The organism is Serratia sp. PGPR-27 (assembly GCF_022678525.1).
Lineage (GTDB): Bacteria > Pseudomonadota > Gammaproteobacteria > Enterobacterales > Enterobacteriaceae > Serratia > Serratia nematodiphila.
This window is the reverse complement of sequence record NZ_JALBYS010000016.1, coordinates 57299-73273: the sequence shown is the minus strand read 5'-3', so window position 1 is coordinate 73273 and position 15975 is coordinate 57299. Positions and strand designations below refer to the sequence as shown.

At 59.7% G+C, this 15975-nt stretch carries 18 protein-coding genes; 11 read left to right on the top strand and 7 right to left on the bottom strand.

The annotated features are described in order from the left end of the window. Positions 1–31 precede the first annotated feature (31 nt). Entirely contained in the window at positions 32–436 is a 405-nt protein-coding gene (locus tag MMS95_RS11045) for a hypothetical protein (protein ID WP_033632840.1), read from the top strand. After that, a complete protein-coding gene (locus tag MMS95_RS11040) occupies positions 433–2277 on the top strand; it encodes an FKBP-type peptidyl-prolyl cis-trans isomerase N-terminal domain-containing protein (protein WP_242141662.1) in 1845 nt (614 codons plus the stop codon). Before MMS95_RS11045 ends, MMS95_RS11040 begins: the two co-directional genes overlap by 4 nt. Positions 2278–2313: 36 nt before the next feature. On the opposite strand, the gene cmoB is transcribed toward MMS95_RS11040, so the two are convergent. From cmoB to MMS95_RS11015, 5 genes are all read right to left on the bottom strand, one after another. Continuing rightward, entirely contained in the window at positions 2314–3285 is a 972-nt protein-coding gene (gene cmoB, locus MMS95_RS11035; RefSeq protein ID WP_015378134.1) for a tRNA 5-methoxyuridine(34)/uridine 5-oxyacetic acid(34) synthase CmoB, read from the bottom strand. After that, on the bottom strand, positions 3282–4025 hold the full coding sequence (cmoA, locus tag MMS95_RS11030) for a carboxy-S-adenosyl-L-methionine synthase CmoA (protein WP_033632842.1): 744 nt from the start codon (positions 4023–4025) through the stop codon (positions 3282–3284). The genes cmoB and cmoA overlap by 4 nt, the downstream gene beginning before the upstream one ends. A 102-nt stretch (positions 4026–4127) precedes the next feature. Continuing rightward, positions 4128–4523 carry an MAPEG family protein gene (locus tag MMS95_RS11025; RefSeq protein WP_004932387.1) on the bottom strand — a complete coding sequence of 132 codons (396 nt, stop codon included), beginning with the start codon at positions 4521–4523 and terminating at the stop codon, positions 4128–4130. Between the two features lie 102 nt (positions 4524–4625). Then, positions 4626–5441 (bottom strand): DUF72 domain-containing protein, encoded by an 816-nt coding sequence (locus MMS95_RS11020; RefSeq protein WP_242141677.1) that lies wholly within the window; start codon positions 5439–5441, stop codon positions 4626–4628. Between the two features lie 53 nt (positions 5442–5494). Beyond that, on the bottom strand, positions 5495–6073 hold the full coding sequence (locus MMS95_RS11015) for a hydrolase (protein WP_044031071.1): 579 nt from the start codon (positions 6071–6073) through the stop codon (positions 5495–5497). Positions 6074–6288: 215 nt separating this feature from the next. Between MMS95_RS11015 and MMS95_RS11010 the strand changes: the two genes are divergently transcribed. From MMS95_RS11010 to ruvB, 7 genes are all read left to right on the top strand, one after another. Beyond that, a complete protein-coding gene (locus tag MMS95_RS11010; RefSeq protein ID WP_320204121.1) occupies positions 6289–6519 on the top strand; it encodes a zinc ribbon domain-containing protein in 231 nt (76 codons plus the stop codon). Between the two features lie 74 nt (positions 6520–6593). Continuing rightward, a complete protein-coding gene (gene aspS, locus MMS95_RS11005; protein ID WP_048323852.1) occupies positions 6594–8378 on the top strand; it encodes an aspartate--tRNA ligase in 1785 nt (594 codons plus the stop codon). Then, positions 8378–8824, top strand: coding sequence for a dihydroneopterin triphosphate diphosphatase (gene nudB, locus MMS95_RS11000; RefSeq protein WP_004932373.1), 447 nt, complete (start codon positions 8378–8380; stop codon positions 8822–8824). Before aspS ends, nudB begins: the two co-directional genes overlap by 1 nt. A 19-nt stretch (positions 8825–8843) precedes the next feature. Beyond that, positions 8844–9587 carry a YebC/PmpR family DNA-binding transcriptional regulator gene (locus MMS95_RS10995; protein WP_004932370.1) on the top strand — a complete coding sequence of 248 codons (744 nt, stop codon included), beginning with the start codon at positions 8844–8846 and terminating at the stop codon, positions 9585–9587. Between the two features lie 57 nt (positions 9588–9644). After that, positions 9645–10166 (top strand): crossover junction endodeoxyribonuclease RuvC, encoded by a 522-nt coding sequence (ruvC, locus tag MMS95_RS10990; protein ID WP_004932367.1) that lies wholly within the window; start codon positions 9645–9647, stop codon positions 10164–10166. A 112-nt stretch (positions 10167–10278) separates the two neighbouring features. After that, positions 10279–10893 carry a Holliday junction branch migration protein RuvA gene (gene ruvA / locus MMS95_RS10985; protein ID WP_004932365.1) on the top strand — a complete coding sequence of 205 codons (615 nt, stop codon included), beginning with the start codon at positions 10279–10281 and terminating at the stop codon, positions 10891–10893. A 19-nt stretch (positions 10894–10912) separates the two neighbouring features. Beyond that, on the top strand, positions 10913–11917 hold the full coding sequence (gene ruvB / locus MMS95_RS10980; RefSeq protein ID WP_004932364.1) for a Holliday junction branch migration DNA helicase RuvB: 1005 nt from the start codon (positions 10913–10915) through the stop codon (positions 11915–11917). A gap of 61 nt (positions 11918–11978) precedes the next feature. Here ruvB and znuB read toward each other — a convergent pair whose 3' ends face one another. Both znuB and znuC read right to left on the bottom strand, forming a co-directional pair. Then, entirely contained in the window at positions 11979–12764 is a 786-nt protein-coding gene (gene znuB, locus MMS95_RS10975) for a zinc ABC transporter permease subunit ZnuB (protein ID WP_015378131.1), read from the bottom strand. Next, the gene (znuC, locus tag MMS95_RS10970; protein WP_048323849.1) at positions 12761–13519 is read right to left on the bottom strand and encodes a zinc ABC transporter ATP-binding protein ZnuC; all 759 of its coding nucleotides are present in this window, start codon (positions 13517–13519) and stop codon (positions 12761–12763) included. Before znuC ends, znuB begins: the two co-directional genes overlap by 4 nt. Positions 13520–13597: 78 nt before the next feature. On the opposite strand from znuC, the gene znuA reads away from it, so the two are divergent. Together znuA and mepM are read left to right on the top strand one after the other, a co-directional pair. Further along, the gene (gene znuA, locus MMS95_RS10965) at positions 13598–14542 is read left to right on the top strand and encodes a zinc ABC transporter substrate-binding protein ZnuA (protein WP_242141676.1); all 945 of its coding nucleotides are present in this window, start codon (positions 13598–13600) and stop codon (positions 14540–14542) included. Positions 14543–14563: 21 nt separating this feature from the next. Next, on the top strand, positions 14564–15886 hold the full coding sequence (gene mepM / locus MMS95_RS10960) for a murein DD-endopeptidase MepM (protein ID WP_004932347.1): 1323 nt from the start codon (positions 14564–14566) through the stop codon (positions 15884–15886). The last annotated feature ends 89 nt before the right edge of the window (positions 15887–15975 follow it).

Below are 15975 nucleotides of genomic sequence, written 5' to 3'. Positions count from 1 at the left end.
CGACGGCGGACTTTACAAGGAGATAACGATAATGACCCGAACGGCACACTGTTTGACCGCTGCGCTTTTGCTGACGTTGGCCCTGACCGGCTGCCAGACCGCCAAGCGGCCTGTTTCTACATTGAGTAAGCCGCCCAGCGCAGAAGAAGTTGCGGAGCAAGATAAGCGGCAGCGTGAGGCCGAGCGCATGCAACAGTGCCAGCGCGAACTGGATGCCATGCGCGGCATGGATAACGAGAAATATCAGAAATTCAAACGCGAGTTCGATACCTTGATGAGCGGCGCCGCGCAGTATGCCGGGGTACGTCAGCGGGTCAATACGGGCACGCAGGAAACCGTCGACGCGCTGTATCGTTATCGCACCAGCCGTCTCTGCGCAGACATCAGTTCTGCCATGATGACCGGCCTGGCTGAGCGCGGAGAACGCGCCCAATGACCCCTCGTGCAAGAAAGGCATTACTGAGCCTGATGATACCGCTGGCGTTTGCGCCAGCGGTGGCCGCGGCGGATGACGATGTGCCGGCGTTATTGCAGTTTGCCGAGCGTTATCAGCGGCAGGATGCACCGGCGGCTGATACCGTGGTTACCCCATCTCAGGAAACCCAAAAGCCGGCGTCCCGGCCGGTTCAGATTCGTGAAACGGCTGCGCAGAGAAAGCAACTGACGCAGTTGCAAAAGGCGCTGCGTGAGAAAGAGACTCGATTGGAACAACAGCAAGCCGCTATTCAATCACTGCAGCAGGAGCTGACCGCGCTGCGCGTTGCGTCATCCCTGACGGCTGCCGATAAACCGGCACCTGCTCCCGATCTGAGCGCCTTGAGCGACTTCGCCAGCGGCGTGCGACAGGCGCTGAATCTGACGCCGCAGGAGCGCAAGGCTCAGGCGCAGATCGCCGAAGCGCAAGCCGCGTTAGCGCGGCAAAAGCAACAAACCGCGGAGCGAGATCGGCGCATTGCCTTGCTGGAACAACGGCTGGCGGCCTTGCCTAAACCGGCGGAAAACGTTCGGCAGCAGGTTTGGGAGGAGAAGCTGGCGGCGGCGCAAACCGCCAACGATAAAGCGCGTCAGCGTTATGAACAGGACAAAAAAGCGGCCGCCGCTGAGCTGGAACGACAGAAGGCCGAAGCCGCCAAGTTGACAGGGGAACTGCAGCGGCAGCTGGCACAACTGCAGAAAGAACAGGATCTCCAACGCCAACAGGCCGAAAAACAGGAGAAAAACCTGAAGATGGCGCTGGAGCAGCAAAAGACCGAGACCGCCAAAGCGACGGGGGAACTGCAGCGGCAGCTGGCAGCGCTGCAAAAAGAGCGTGATGACCAACGCCAGCAGGCCGAGCAGCAAGAGAACAGCCTGAAGGCGGCGCTGGCAAAGCAGGCGATAGAAGCCGCCAAAGCGACGGAGGAACTGCAGCGGCAGTTGGCGCAACTGCAGGAAAAAAACAAAACGCAAACCGAGCAGGCCAAAACGCTGGAACAACGTCTGGCGGCGGTGACGGCGGAAAGCGCGCAGGCAGCGCAGAAGAGGGATGAAGCGACGCAACGGGCGGATAAAACGGCGGCGGAGCTGGCTGCCGCCCATCAGGCTCAGCAAGCTTTGCAAGACGAACTGAGCGGGCTGAGATCGCGGGCCAAATGGTTGCCGGAGGTGAAAACGCTGAAGAAAAAGCCGGAACAACAGAGCTATGCTGCCGGCGTCGCCCTGGGGCGCGATATCCAAACGATGCTGGCGGAGCGTAAAAATTGGGGCATCACACCCGATAAAACCGTGCTGCTGGCCGGCGTGATCGATACCTTCAACGGCCATTACCAGTTGAGCGATGCGCAGCTGACCCGCGCATTGGCGGAGTCGGAAAAAGCGGTGAACGACGCCAGAAGCCAGGCGGCGAAGAGGCAAACCAGCAAAGGCGAAGCGTTCGTTGCCGAGTTCAAAAAGAAGAAGGGCACGCAGAAGTCGCCAGCCGGCTTCTGGTATCGCATCGATTATGCGGGTGATGAAACCATTGCGGAAAACGCGCGGGTGGATATCGTGGTGAAAGAGAGCTTAACCGACGGCAGCGTGATCCAGGATATGGATCGCAGTGGAAAGGTGATGTCTCAGCCGCTTTCCGCCTATCCGCCGTTGTTCCGCGAGGCGATCGGCCATCTGAAAAATCACGGTTCGCTGACGATGGTGGTGCCGCCGGAGTTGGCGTACGGTGAAACGGGCTATGCGCCGCAGATCCCGCCGAACGCGACGATGGTGTATGAGCTGCGGATTGTCGATGCCGGCAACGGGTAAGTTGAGGCCGGCGCAGGCCGGCCCGATTAGCAAGCGCTAGGGCTTTTTGGCGGTCAATACGGCGCGCAGCGGCGCAGGATAGCCTTCAACCGTTTTGCTGCGGTCGTTCGGGTCGAGGAATTCAGCCAGCGACTCGCTGGTCATCCAGTCTGTACGGCGCTGTTCTTCGAGGCTGGTGACGCACATATCGGCGATTTTCACGTCGACGAAGCCGCATTTCTCCAGCCAGCATTTCAGCGCTTCGGCGGAAGGAATGAAATACACGTTGCGCATCTGCGCATAACGGTCGCCCGGCACCAGCACCTGGTGGCGATCGCCTTCCACCACCAGCGTTTCCAGCACCAGTTCGCCTTCAGCTACCAGCTGATTTTTCAACTGATACAGATGATCGAGCGGCGAGCGGCGGTGATACAGCACCCCCATTGAGAACACGGTGTCGAATGCCGCCAGTTCCGGCAACTGCTCGATGCCGAGCGGCAGCAGGTGGGCGCGCTGATCGCCGCCCAACAGCTTGCGCACCGCTTCGAACTGGCACAGGAACAGCTGCATCGGATCGATGCCTACGGCAAAGTGTGCGCCGGCGCCGATCATGCGCCACAGGTGATAACCGCTACCGCAGCCGACGTCGAGAATGGTGCGTCCGGCCAACGGGGAGATGTGCGGCAGCACGCGATCCCACTTCCAGTCGGAATGCCATTCGGTATCGATATCGATGCCATACAGCGAGAACGGCCCTTTACGCCACGGCATCAGGGTGCGCAGCATTTTCTCGACGCCTTCACGCTGGCCCGGCGACAGGCCAGGCTCCATCTCAGCGCGCACGCCGTGCAGCAGATCGAGACGGGTGGGGGTCAGCGTCGGCAAATGCTCCACCGAGTTGAACCACTGCTTGAATTTGCCGTGCAGCGATTCGCGTTGCCAGGCGCTCAGCTGCGCGGGCAGCGTATCCAGCCAGTGGCTGAGGGGGCTCTTGGCAATGCGCTGATAGAAATCACCGAATTCGATCATTGCGCATCCCCCGCTTTCAGGGCGATCAGCGAACCGAAGTTGAAGCACTGGAACCACACTTCAGCATGCTCGAATCCGGCCTGTTGCAGACGCGCCTTGTGCGCCTCCACCGAATCGGTCAGCATCACGTTTTCCAGCATGCTGCGTTTTTGGCTGATCTCCAGCTCGCTGTATCCGTTGGCGCGTTTGAAATCGTGGTGCATGTTGAACAGCAGCTCGCCGACTTCGGCGTCTTCAAAGCTGAACTTCTCCGACAGCACCAGCGCGCCGCCTGGGCGCAGGCCACGATAGATTTTCTCCAGCAGGCGCAGGCGATCGGCCGGCTCGAGGAACTGCAGCGTAAAGTTCAGTACCACCATTGAGGCGTCCTCGATGTCGATGTCGCGAATGTCGGCTTCGATGACATCAACCGGCGTGTCAGCGCGGAAGGCGTCAATATGGCGGCGGCAACGTTCTACCATCGCCGGCGAATTGTCGACGGCGATGATATTGCAGCCGGGCACCTTGATATTCCGCCGCATTGACAGCGTCGCCGCGCCCAGCGAGCAGCCCAGGTCATACACCCGGCTGTCGGGTTGCACAAAACGTTCGGCCAGCATGCCGATCATCGAGATGATGTTGGAATAGCCGGGAACGGAGCGTTGGATCATGTCGGGGAATACTTCGGCGACGCGTTCGTCGAAGGTCCAGTCGCCCAGTTTGGCGATGGGGGCGGAGAAAAGAGTATCGCGGTTTGGCATAGCGGCAAATCAGTTCAGAATTCGAAGCTGCGTAGTCTAACAGAAAAGCGCAAAAAAGCGGAGCGGAAGCAGGCGGCGCGGCCGCCTGATGATAAAACGGGATCAGTGCAGGCTGAAAATCAGATCCCAAGGCAGATAGAAGATATTTGCCAGAACCATCAACAACAAAGAGATATAGGTCGCGGCCATGCCTGAACGACGCCAACGAACCTCGCGGTTGCGTAAACCGTAGTAATGCACCAACCGCCCGGCCATCAGCATCAGGCCGCAGAGGTGAATCATCCAGATTTCTGCGCCGTTCATTTCCATGATCACCAGCAATACGGCAGCGATAGGAATGTATTCAACGGCGTTGCCATGCACGCGGATGGCGGTCTGCAATTCGTAGAAACCGCCGTCGCCGTAGGCTACGCGGTACTGCATCCTTAACCTGACTACGTCATAAGAGAGTTTGATCAACAACAATGCGCCGAGCACCACATAAAGCGCGCTTACCATTTTTAACTCCGTTCCCTAACCAAAACTGGCAGCCAGCATCATAGCCGTCATTGTATTCACTGTCGCGGGGAAATATTTGATGTTATTGGTCAGATTAATAGGTCAAAACAGTGCATCTTGTTCTGGCCAGTCTGGCGGCGCAGGCAAATCAGGGATCGCCAGGTGCAACTGCTGCCAAATTTTTTGCGCCTGCTGGGGCGAATCGCCGTTGTCCGGCGTATGAATAAACAGATAGGGCTGATGCTGTTGCTGCCACAGCGGCAGTTTTTGTTGCCAGGCTTCGAACCAGCGCAGGTTATCGGCCAGTTGGTCACCGCCGATAAAGCGCACCAACGGTTGGTCGGCGGTGACCAGAGCGTGTACCGGCAGCTTCGGTTTTTTCTGCTGGGCATCGCGCACGGCGGCGGTATTGGGGGCGGCGTGATGCACCGGGCGGCTGTCGAGGATCACCCGATTGATGCCGCGCTGGTGTAACCCCTGATTCAACGCGCGCTCTTCCTCACCCTTGGCGAAAAACGCCGGATGACGCACTTCTACGCCGTAAGTGAATTCCTGCGGCAGGCTTTCGAAGAACTGCCACATGCGCGGCAGCTCATCGGGGCCGAAGGCGGCGGGCAGCTGCAGCCACAACTGGCCGATGCGCTGATGCACCGGGCCCAGGCAGTGGTAAAATGCCTGTAGCTCGGCGGCGCAGTTGCGCAGGGCGGCCTTGTGGCTGATGTCCGACGGGAATTTGAAGCAGAAGCGAAAATCGTCGCCGGTCATGTCGCGCCAGCGCTGCACGATTTCCAGTTTCGGCAGCGCGTAGAAGGTGGTGTTGCCTTCCACGCAGTTGAAGTAGCGGCTGTAATCCGCCAAATCACGCAGCCCGATACGATTCCAGGCTGAATGTTGCCACTGCGGCAGTCCGATGTAGATCACGGCGTCGTCTTCCTTTACTTGTGCTTGGTTTATCAGGCTACAACTTAACGTTACCGCTCGAGCGCGGCAAGAATTTCGCCGGTGTCGCGCACCCGCGCCAAACGCGGGAAGATGTGTTCGAACGCGAAGCGGTGCATTTCCGCGTTCTGCGCGCTGCAGACGTCTTCGGCGATCACCAGCTCATAGCCGTGCTCCCAGGCGGCGCGGGCGGTGGATTCCACGCCGATATTGGTGGATATGCCGCCCAAGACTACGGATTTGATGCCGCGGCGGCGCAGCTGCAAGTCCAGATCGGTGCCGTAGAAGGCGCCCCATTGGCGTTTGGTGATCAGAATATCGTTGTCGCAGACCGCCAGCGGCGCGGGGAATTCCCACCAGCTGGCCGGCAAACCGCCGGCGGGCGCGGGAGCCGGTTTATCCACCGGTTGTTTCAGCGCCTCGGCGAAGGAGTCTGACCAACCGACGCGCACCAACAGCACCGGCGCGCCCAGCATGCGAAAACGGGCGGCCAGCAGGGCGGCGTTCGCCACCACCTGGTCGGCGCCGTGCGGGCCGCCGGCGTAAGGCAGAATGCCGTTTTGCAAATCGATCAGCACCAGAGCGGTGGTTTGGGCGTCAAGTTTCAGCATGGATTTCATCTCGTTGCGAAGTGGATAAAAACTGTTCGGCGCGTCGGGCGAGCTGCGTTCGGCGCAAAACCGGGGGAGAATCAGGCTACGTGAAAAAACTGTCGCAGGTTAATGGGAAATTTGTTAACCGATGTGTTGATTCGAACAAAAACGCGCCATTTAGTGCAGTAACAATGCTGTGTTCGCACTTATCGGGCGGATGAATTTCCTTTATAATGACTCCCTTTTTTCAACACTCTTTAATCCAACGACCTATGCCGATTTATGAATATGCATGTGGTGCTTGCAACCATCGGTTAGAGAAATTGCAAAAATTTTCCGATGCGCCGCTGGCAGACTGCCCGGCGTGTGGGCAGCCCGCGTTGACCAAGTTGATTTCATCTTCCGGTTTCCAGCTTAAGGGCACCGGCTGGTATGCGACGGATTTTAAACCGGGCAACAAGTAGAATTTATCAGATAACAGCCGCGCGACAGGGGCGCAGTAGCCCGGCGCGGCATCGGCTGTGTAAAAGGATAGCGTATGCGTACTGAATATTGCGGGCAGTTGAATCTGTCCCACGTGGGCCAGGAAGTCACTCTGTGTGGTTGGGTCAATCGTCGTCGCGATCTGGGCGGCCTGATCTTTATTGATATGCGCGACCGCGAAGGCATCGTGCAGGTGTTCTTCGATCCGGACCAGAAAGTGGCGTTCGACAAGGCCTATGACCTGCGCAATGAGTTCTGCATCCAGATCGTCGGCACCGTGCGTGCGCGTCCGGACAGCCAGATCAATAAAGATATGGCTACCGGCGAAGTGGAAGTGTTCGCCCACGCGCTCGAGATCATCAACCGCTCCGAGCCGCTGCCGCTGGACTCCAACCAGGTCAACAGCGAAGAAGCGCGCCTGAAATACCGTTACCTCGATCTGCGTCGCCCGGAAATGGCCGAGCGTCTGAAGACTCGCGCCAAAATCACCAGCTTCGTACGCCGCTTTATGGACAGCCACGGTTTCCTCGACATCGAAACGCCGATGCTGACCAAAGCGACGCCGGAAGGCGCCCGCGATTACCTGGTGCCGAGCCGCGTGCACAAGGGCAAATTCTACGCGCTGCCGCAGTCTCCGCAGCTGTTTAAACAGCTGCTGATGATGTCCGGCTTCGATCGTTACTATCAGATCGTCAAATGCTTCCGTGACGAAGACCTGCGTGCGGACCGTCAGCCTGAATTCACCCAGATCGACGTCGAAACCTCCTTCATGACCGCCGAGCAGGTGCGTGAAGTGATGGAGAAGCTGGCGCGCGAACTGTGGCTGGACGTGAAGGGCGTGGATCTGGGCGATTTCCCGGTCATGACCTTCGCCGAAGCGATGCGTCGCTTTGGTTCCGACAAGCCGGACCTGCGTAACCCGCTGGAGCTGGTGGACGTGGCCGACCTGGTCAAGGACGTCGAGTTCAAAGTGTTCTCCGGCCCGGCCAACGACGACAAAGGCCGCGTGGCGGCGATCCGCGTACCGGGCGGCGCACAGCTGACCCGCAAGCAGATCGACGAGTACGGCGCTTTCGTCAACATCTACGGCGCCAAAGGCCTGGCCTGGCTGAAGGTCAACGACCGCGCCGCCGGCATGGAAGGCGTGCAGAGCCCGATCGCCAAATTCCTCAGTGCGGAAGTGCTGGAAGCCGTCCTGGCGCGCACCGACGCGCAGACAGGCGACATCCTGTTCTTCGGCGCAGACAGTTTCAAGATTGTCACCGATGCGATGGGCGCGCTGCGCCTGAAGCTGGGTCGCGATCTGGGGCTGACCCAACTCGACAGCTGGGCGCCGCTGTGGGTGGTTGACTTCCCGATGTTCGAAGAAGACGAAGAGGGCGGCCTGGCGGCGATGCACCACCCGTTCACCTCGCCGCGCGACATGAGCCCGGAAGAGCTGGCCGCAGCGCCGGTCAACGCCATCGCCAACGCCTATGACATGGTGATCAACGGTTACGAAGTGGGCGGCGGTTCGGTGCGTATTCACCGCAGCGAAATGCAGCAGACGGTATTCAGCATTCTGGGCATCGACGAACACGAACAGCGCGAGAAGTTCGGCTTCCTGCTGGACGCGCTGAAGTACGGCACGCCGCCGCACGCCGGCCTGGCTTTCGGCCTGGACCGTCTGGTGATGCTGCTGACCGGCACCGACAACATCCGCGACGTTATCGCCTTCCCGAAAACCACCGCGGCGGCCTGTCTGATGACCGACGCACCGAGCTTCGCTAACCCGGCGGCGCTGCAGGAGCTGGCGATCAGCGTGGTAAAGAAAGCCGGTGCGGAACAAGAGAGCGAGTGATGAGTTACAAGCGCCCTGAATCTATCCTGGTAGTGATTTACGCGAAATCCAGTGGTCGGGTGCTGATGTTACAGCGGCGCGACGATACCGAGTTCTGGCAGTCGGTCACCGGCAGCCTGGAACAGGATGAGTCGCCGCCGCATGCCGCGCGGCGTGAGGTCATGGAAGAAGTGGGCATCGATATCGAAGCAGAGCACCTGCCGTTGTTCGATTGCCAGCGCTGCGTGGAGTTTGAACTCTTTGTCCATTTGCGACATCGCTATGCGCCGGGAACCACGCGCAATAAAGAGCACTGGTTCTGTCTGGCGTTGCCCGAGGAGCGCGATCCGGTGATTACCGAGCATCACGCTTACCAATGGCTTGAGGCGGCCGAGGCCGTGAAGTTGACCAAGTCGTGGAGCAATCAGCAGGCGATTGAAGAGTTCGTGATCAATTCAGTCCAGTAGTTTTTTTCGGAGATTTTTTATGGCAGGTCATAGTAAGTGGGCCAACACAAAGCACCGTAAAGCGGCGCAGGACGCCAAGCGCGGTAAAATTTTCACCAAGATTATTCGTGAGCTGGTCACGGCCGCCAAGCTGGGCGGCGGCGATCCGGATTCCAACCCGCGTCTGCGCGCGGCGATGGACAAGGCGCTGTCGAACAACATGACGCGCGACACCATGAACCGTGCAATCGCGCGCGGCGTGGGCGGCGATGATGATACCAATATGGAAACCATCATCTATGAAGGTTACGGTCCTGGCGGCACCGCCGTCATGATCGAATGCCTGAGCGACAACCGCAACCGCACCGTGGCGGAAGTGCGCCACGCCTTTACCAAATGCGGCGGCAACCTCGGCACCGACGGTTCCGTGGCTTATCTGTTCACCAAGAAGGGCGTGATCACCTACGCACCGGGCCTGGATGAAGACAGCGTAATGGAAGCGGCGTTGGAAGCCGGTGCGGAAGACATCGTGACCTATGACGATGGCGCCATCGACGTGTTCACCGCCTGGGAAAGCCTGGGCGCGGTGAAAGACGCGCTGACCGCGGCGGGCTTCGAAGCCGAAGCGGCGGAAGTGTCGATGATCCCATCGACCAAGGCCGACATGGACGCGGAAACTGCGCCTAAGCTGTTGCGCCTGATCGATATGCTGGAAGACTGCGACGACGTGCAGGAAGTTTACCATAACGGTGAAATCTCCGACGAAGTGGCGGCGACGCTGTAATCCGGTAAAACGGGCGCCGCCGTTCGGCGGCGCCGTGCATGCAAGGTGGATGTAGATATGGCGATCATACTCGGTATCGATCCCGGCTCGCGCGTCACCGGCTATGGCCTTATCCGCCAGCAGGGGCGCCAGTTGAGCTATATCGCCAGCGGCTGCATCCGCACGGTGGTGGACGACATGCCGACGCGGCTGAAGCTGATTTACGCCGGCGTCAGCGAGATCATCACCCAGTTTCAGCCCGATTTCTTCGCCATCGAACAGGTGTTTATGGCCAAGAACCCGGATTCGGCGCTCAAGCTCGGCCAGGCGCGCGGCGTCGCGATCGTGGCGGCGGTGAATCAGAACCTGGAAGTGTTCGAGTACGCGGCGCGGCAGGTCAAACAAACCGTGGTCGGCACCGGCGCGGCCGAAAAGGCGCAGGTACAGCACATGGTGCGCTCGCTGCTCAAACTCTCGGCCAACCCGCAGGCGGATGCCGCGGATGCCCTGGCCATCGCCATCACCCACTGCCACCTCAGCCAGAACGTGCTGCGAATGAGCGAAGGGCGGCTGAACCTGGCGCGCGGGCGTTTGCGCTGACGCGAAACGATGATTGCTCAGGCTGGATATTCATCCAGCCTTTTTTATGTTATAAGCTTTACCAGCAACGGCATGGCAGGGCGCCATGCCCGGTCATTCTGCAGGAGGGTAAATGATAGGTCGTCTCAGAGGAAATATTCTGGAAAAGCAGCCGCCGCTGGTGTTACTGGAGGCGAACGGCGTGGGTTATGAAGTGCACATGCCGATGACCTGCTTTTACGAGCTGCCGGAACTGGGGCAAGAGGCCATCGTGTTTACCCACTTCGTGGTGCGTGAAGACGCGCAGCTGCTGTACGGTTTCAACGACAAGCAGGAGCGCGCGCTGTTCCGCGAGCTGATTAAGGTCAACGGCGTCGGGCCGAAACTGGCGCTCGCCATCCTGTCGGGCATGTCCGCGCAGCAGTTCGTCAGCGCGGTGGAGCGCGAAGAGATCACCGCACTGGTCAAGCTGCCGGGCGTGGGCAAAAAAACCGCCGAGCGCCTGGTGGTCGAGATGAAAGACCGCTTCAAAGGGCTGAACGGCGATCTGTTCAACAACAGCAGCGAGATCAGCCTGCCGGCCGCCGCCGACAAAACGCCGGAAGCGGACGCGGAAGCCGAAGCTGTCTCGGCGCTGGTGGCGCTGGGCTATAAGCCGCAGGAAGCCAGCCGCATGGTCAGCAAGATTGCCAAGCCGGGTGCCGACTGCGAGACCCTGATCCGCGACGCGTTGCGCGCCGCCCTGTAAGGCCGAAAAGGGGTAGATAATGATTGAAGCCGATCGCCTGATTTCCGCCGAACCGATCAACGAAGAGGAGATCCTCGATCGCGCCATTCGTCCCAAGCTGCTGACTGAATACGTCGGCCAGCCGCACGTGCGCGAGCAGATGGAGATCTTCATTCAGGCGGCCAAGCAGCGCGGCGACGCGCTCGACCATTTACTGATCTTCGGCCCGCCGGGGCTGGGGAAAACCACCCTGGCCAACATCGTGGCCAACGAAATGGGCGTAAATTTGCGCACCACTTCCGGCCCGGTGCTGGAGAAGGCGGGCGATTTGGCGGCGATGCTGACCAACCTCGAACCGCACGACGTGTTGTTCATCGACGAAATTCACCGTTTGTCACCGGTGGTGGAAGAAGTATTGTATCCGGCGATGGAAGACTACCAGCTGGATATCATGATCGGCGAAGGGCCGGCGGCGCGTTCGATTAAGCTCGATCTGCCGCCGTTTACCTTGGTGGGAGCCACCACCCGCGCCGGTTCGCTGACCTCACCGCTGCGCGATCGCTTCGGCATTGTCCAGCGGCTGGAGTTTTATCAGGTGGCGGATCTGCAGCACATCGTCTCGCGCAGCGCCGGGTGCCTGGGGCTGGAGCTGTCCGACGAGGGCGCCCATGAAGTGGCCCGCCGCGCGCGCGGCACGCCGCGTATCGCCAACCGCCTGTTGCGCCGGGTGCGCGATTTCGCTGAAGTGCGCGCCAACGGCGTGATCAGCGGTTCGGTAGCGGCGCAGGCGCTTGATATGCTCAACGTCGATGCCGAAGGCTTTGACTATATGGATCGTAAACTGCTGCTGGCGATTATCGACAAGTTTACCGGCGGCCCAGTCGGGTTGGATAACCTGGCGGCGGCGATCGGTGAAGAGCGCGAAACCATCGAAGACGTGATTGAACCGTTTCTGATCCAGCAGGGCTTTATCCAGCGCACGCCGCGCGGCCGTCTGGCGACGCAGCACGCCTACCGGCACTTTGGTCTCGAACGCGAAGAGTAAATTTTTAATCCGCCAATAAGAAAGGGCCGCAGATGCGGCCCTTGTCATATCCCGGCTTTAATCAAGCCTGTTGTTTTTTGAACAGGCTCAGCGTGAACAGCACGGCAGCGCAGAGCACCACCGAAGGGCCGGCCGGCGTATCGTAAAATGCCGAGAAGGCCAGGCCGCCGGTAACCGCCACCATGCCGAGCAGTACCGCGACGCCCGCCATCTGCTCCGGCGTGCGCGCGAAGCGGCGAGCGGTGGCCGCCGGAATGATCAGCAGTGAGGTGATGATCAGCGCGCCGACGAATTTCATCGCCAGGCCGATGGTCAACGCGGTGACCAGCATCAGCACGGTACGTGCCCGCGCCAAATTGACGCCGTCGACGTGCGCCAGCTCCGGGCTGATGGTCATCGACAGCAGATCTCGCCATTGCCACCACAGCACCAACAGCACCACGGCGACGCCGCCGGCGATCATCACGATGTCGCTCAGCGTGACCGACAGCAGATCGCCGAACAGGTAGGCCATCAGATCGACCCGCACGTTGGACATCAACGCCACCACCACCAGACCCAGCGACAGGGCGCTGTGGGCCAGAATGCCGAGCAGGGTATCCACCGAAAGTTGCGGGCGGCGTTCCAGCCACACCAGGGCCAGAGCCAGCAGCAGCGTAATGGCGATCACCGCATAGAAAGGATTGATGTCCAGCAGCAGACCAAAGGCGACGCCGAGCAGCGAGGCGTGCGCCAGGGTATCGCCGAAGTAGGACATGCGGCGCCAAACCACAAAGGAGCCCAGCGGCCCGGCGGCGCTAGCCAGCAACACCCCGGCCAGCCAGCCGGGAAGTAACAATTCGATCATGCTTCGCGGCTCCCGGTTTTCTTCAAGACAATTCTTCCTTGCAGGTCGTGGCGGTGGTTGTGATGGTGGCGATACACCGCCAGCTGCTCTGCGCCGCGGTTGCCGAACATGGCGATGAATTCGGGATGCATCGAGACCACCTCCGGCGCGCCGGAGCAGCAGATGTGCTGATTGAGGCACAACACCTCGTCGGTTTTCGCCATCACCAGATGCAGATCGTGCGAGACCATCAGTACGGCGCAGCCCAGCTCCTTGCGCAGCTGATCGATCAGATCGTACAGCGCCAGTTGGCCGTTGACGTCCACCCCTTGCGTGGGTTCGTCCAGCACCAGCAGCTGCGGTTTATTCAGCAGCGCTCGCGCCAGCAGTACGCGTTGGTTCTCGCCGCCGGAGAGCTTTTGCATCGGCTGGTCGAGCAGGTGGGCGGCGTGCACGCGCTTGAGCGCCGGCAGAATGTCGGCTTTCTTTACGCCGGGTTTAAGACGCATAAAGCGGCTGACGGTCAGCGGCAGGGTGGCGTCGAGGTGGAGTTTTTGCGGCACGTAGCCGATGCGCAGGTCGGGCTCCCGCTCCAGCGTGCCGGTGGTTGGTTTGACCAATCCCAGCACCACGCGTACCAGTGTGGATTTGCCCGCGCCGTTCGGGCCAAGCAGCGTGAGAATACGGCCGGGCTGCAGGCTGAGGGAAATGTTCGACAGCACCTTGCGGCTGCCGAAGGCGACGGAGATATTTTTTAGCGTTATCAGTGTAGACATCTCGAGATTACAGGTTGCAGAACGAAGCGGATGTTATAATATCACGCCTTGTTGATGAAAACGATGGGATTACTGATGATGGCAAAGAAAAATAAATGGCTGCAGCGCACGCTGCTGGCCAGCGCACTGTTGATGGCCGGCCCGCTGAGCAGCGCTTCCGCTGCGGTGGTGACCTCGATTCGCCCCTTAGGCTTTATCGCTTCGGCGATCGCCGACGGCGTGACGCCGACCGAGGTGTTGCTGCCGGACGGCGCTTCGCCGCACGATTTTGCGTTGCGTCCTTCCGATATCCAACGCTTGCGTTCCGCTGACCTGGTGTTGTGGGTCGGGCCGGACATGGAAGCGTACTTGAACAAGGCGCTGGTGCCGATCTCGGCGACCCGAAAGCTGGCTATCAGCGAACTGCCGGCGGTGAAGCCGCTGCTGATGAAAGGCGAAGAGGACGACGATCATGAACATGCAGGCGAAGCGCATAACCATGCCGATGACGATCATGGGCATCATCACGGCGAGTACAATATGCACGTTTGGCTGTCGCCGGAGATAGCAAAAGTGACCGCGATCGCGATTCACGACAGATTGTTGGAACTTATGCCGCAAAATAAGGACAAATTAGACGCAAACCTGCGCCAGTTCGAGAATCTGCTGACGCAAACTGACAAAAATGTTGGTAACATGCTTACGCCTGTGCAAGGTAAGGGTTATTTTGTTTTTCATGATGCTTACGGCTACTTTGAAAAACACTACGGTTTGAGTCCGCTGGGCCATTTCACCGTCAATCCCGAAATTCAGCCTGGAGCACAGCGCCTACACCAAATTCGAACACAGTTGGTTGAGCAGAAAGCGGTATGCGTTTTTGCTGAGCCACAATTCAGGCCGGCCGTAATCAATGCCGTCGCCAAGGGTACCAAAGTGCGTTCCGGAACGCTGGACCCGCTGGGCACCGGCATCGCGCTGGGGAAGGACAGCTACGGGAAATTCCTGACACAGTTGTCAAACCAGTACGTGAGCTGCCTGAAGTAAAGCTTATGAGGATAATATCGAGTGCAGCAGATAGTCCGAACTATCGCTCTGGCGTATAACAACCTGCCACGGCCCCACCGCGTCATGCTGGGGTCGCTGACAGTCGTCACATTGGCCGTCGCTGTTTGGCGGCCTTTTGTTTACCACCCAGAACACAACCCCATCGCCAAGAGCGTCGAGTTAGAATCCAGCCAGATGCGGTCATTGCTCCCTGAAGCCAGTGAACCGATAGATGTCGACCAACCCACCCCCGATGACGAAATCCCGCAGGATGAGCTGGACCAGAAGGATGCCGGCGATGATGGCGTGCATGAATATGTGGTTTCCACCGGTGACACCCTTGGCAGCATTCTGACGCAGTACGGCATCGATATGTCGGATGTCACCTTGCTGGCTTCGCAAAACCGCGATCTGCGTAATCTGAAGATCGGCCAACAGCTGTCGTGGACCGTGAACGACGCAGGCGATTTGCAGCAGTTGACCTGGGAGGTTTCCCGCCGCGAAACTCGCACCTATGATCGCGTCGGCAACAGCTTCAAGGAGTCAAAAGAGGCGCAGCAGGGCGAATGGCGCAACAACGTGATCAGCGGCCGGGTCAACGGCAGCTTCGTCAGCAGCGCCGGCGACGCCGGGCTGAGCCGTAACGAAATCAACTCGGTGATCAAGGCGTTGCAGTGGCAGCTCGATTTCCGCAAGCTGCGCAAAGGCGATCAGTTCTCCGTGCTGATGTCGCGTGAGCATTTCGACGGTAAGAAATCGCAAAGCCAGCTGTTGGGCGTGCGTTTGCGCACCGGCGGCAAGGATTACTATGCGATCCGCGCCGAAGACGGCAAATTCTACGATCGCCAAGGCTCTGGCCTGGCGCGCGGCTTCATGCGTTTCCCGACCATGAAACAGTTCCGCATCTCCTCCAACTTCAACCCGCGCCGCGTGAACCCGGTGACCGGCCGCGTGGCGCCGCACAAGGGCGTCGATTTCGCCATGCCGGTCGGCACGCCGGTGCTGGCGGTCGGTGACGGTGAGGTGGTGATCGCCAAACGCAGCGGCGCAGCGGGTAACTATGTAGCGATCCGCCACGGTCGTCAGTACACCACGCGCTATATGCACCTGAAAAAACTGCTGGTGAAACCAGGCCAAAAGGTGAAACGCGGCGATCGCATTGCGCTCTCCGGCAACACCGGCCGTTCCACCGGGCCGCATCTGCACTTTGAACTGTGGACCGGCCAACAGGCGGTGAACCCGCTGACGGCTAAACTGCCGCGTTCCGAAGGGCTGGGCGGCAAAGACCGCAGCGATTATCTGGCGCAGGTGAAGGAAGTGGTTCCTCAGCTGCAGTTGGATTAACGCCCCCTTTTTCCGGCGCTTCGGCGCCGTTAATTTCATCGGCCTGATTGCGGGCCGATGCTGTTTTATCTGGGCGGTTCGCGGTTGTT

Bases quoted from the DNA above. Each gene is read 5' to 3' on its own strand.
- MMS95_RS11045 (WP_033632840.1), top strand. From the start codon at position 32: ATGACCCGAACGGCACACTGTTTGACCGCTGCGCTTTTGCTGACGTTG.
- MMS95_RS11040 (WP_242141662.1), top strand. From the start codon at position 433: ATGACCCCTCGTGCAAGAAAGGCATTACTGAGCCTGATGATACCGCTG.
- cmoB (WP_015378134.1), bottom strand. From the start codon at position 3,285: ATGATCGAATTCGGTGATTTCTATCAGCGCATTGCCAAGAGCCCCCTC.
- cmoA (WP_033632842.1), bottom strand. From the start codon at position 4,025: ATGCCAAACCGCGATACTCTTTTCTCCGCCCCCATCGCCAAACTGGGC.
- MMS95_RS11025 (WP_004932387.1), bottom strand. From the start codon at position 4,523: ATGGTAAGCGCGCTTTATGTGGTGCTCGGCGCATTGTTGTTGATCAAA.
- MMS95_RS11015 (WP_044031071.1), bottom strand. From the start codon at position 6,073: ATGCTGAAACTTGACGCCCAAACCACCGCTCTGGTGCTGATCGATTTG.
- MMS95_RS11010 (WP_320204121.1), top strand. From the start codon at position 6,289: ATGACTCCCTTTTTTCAACACTCTTTAATCCAACGACCTATGCCGATT.
- aspS (WP_048323852.1), top strand. From the start codon at position 6,594: ATGCGTACTGAATATTGCGGGCAGTTGAATCTGTCCCACGTGGGCCAG.
- nudB (WP_004932373.1), top strand. From the start codon at position 8,378: ATGAGTTACAAGCGCCCTGAATCTATCCTGGTAGTGATTTACGCGAAA.
- MMS95_RS10995 (WP_004932370.1), top strand. From the start codon at position 8,844: ATGGCAGGTCATAGTAAGTGGGCCAACACAAAGCACCGTAAAGCGGCG.
- ruvC (WP_004932367.1), top strand. From the start codon at position 9,645: ATGGCGATCATACTCGGTATCGATCCCGGCTCGCGCGTCACCGGCTAT.
- ruvA (WP_004932365.1), top strand. From the start codon at position 10,279: ATGATAGGTCGTCTCAGAGGAAATATTCTGGAAAAGCAGCCGCCGCTG.
- ruvB (WP_004932364.1), top strand. From the start codon at position 10,913: ATGATTGAAGCCGATCGCCTGATTTCCGCCGAACCGATCAACGAAGAG.
- znuB (WP_015378131.1), bottom strand. From the start codon at position 12,764: ATGATCGAATTGTTACTTCCCGGCTGGCTGGCCGGGGTGTTGCTGGCT.
- znuC (WP_048323849.1), bottom strand. From the start codon at position 13,519: ATGTCTACACTGATAACGCTAAAAAATATCTCCGTCGCCTTCGGCAGC.
- znuA (WP_242141676.1), top strand. From the start codon at position 13,598: ATGGCAAAGAAAAATAAATGGCTGCAGCGCACGCTGCTGGCCAGCGCA.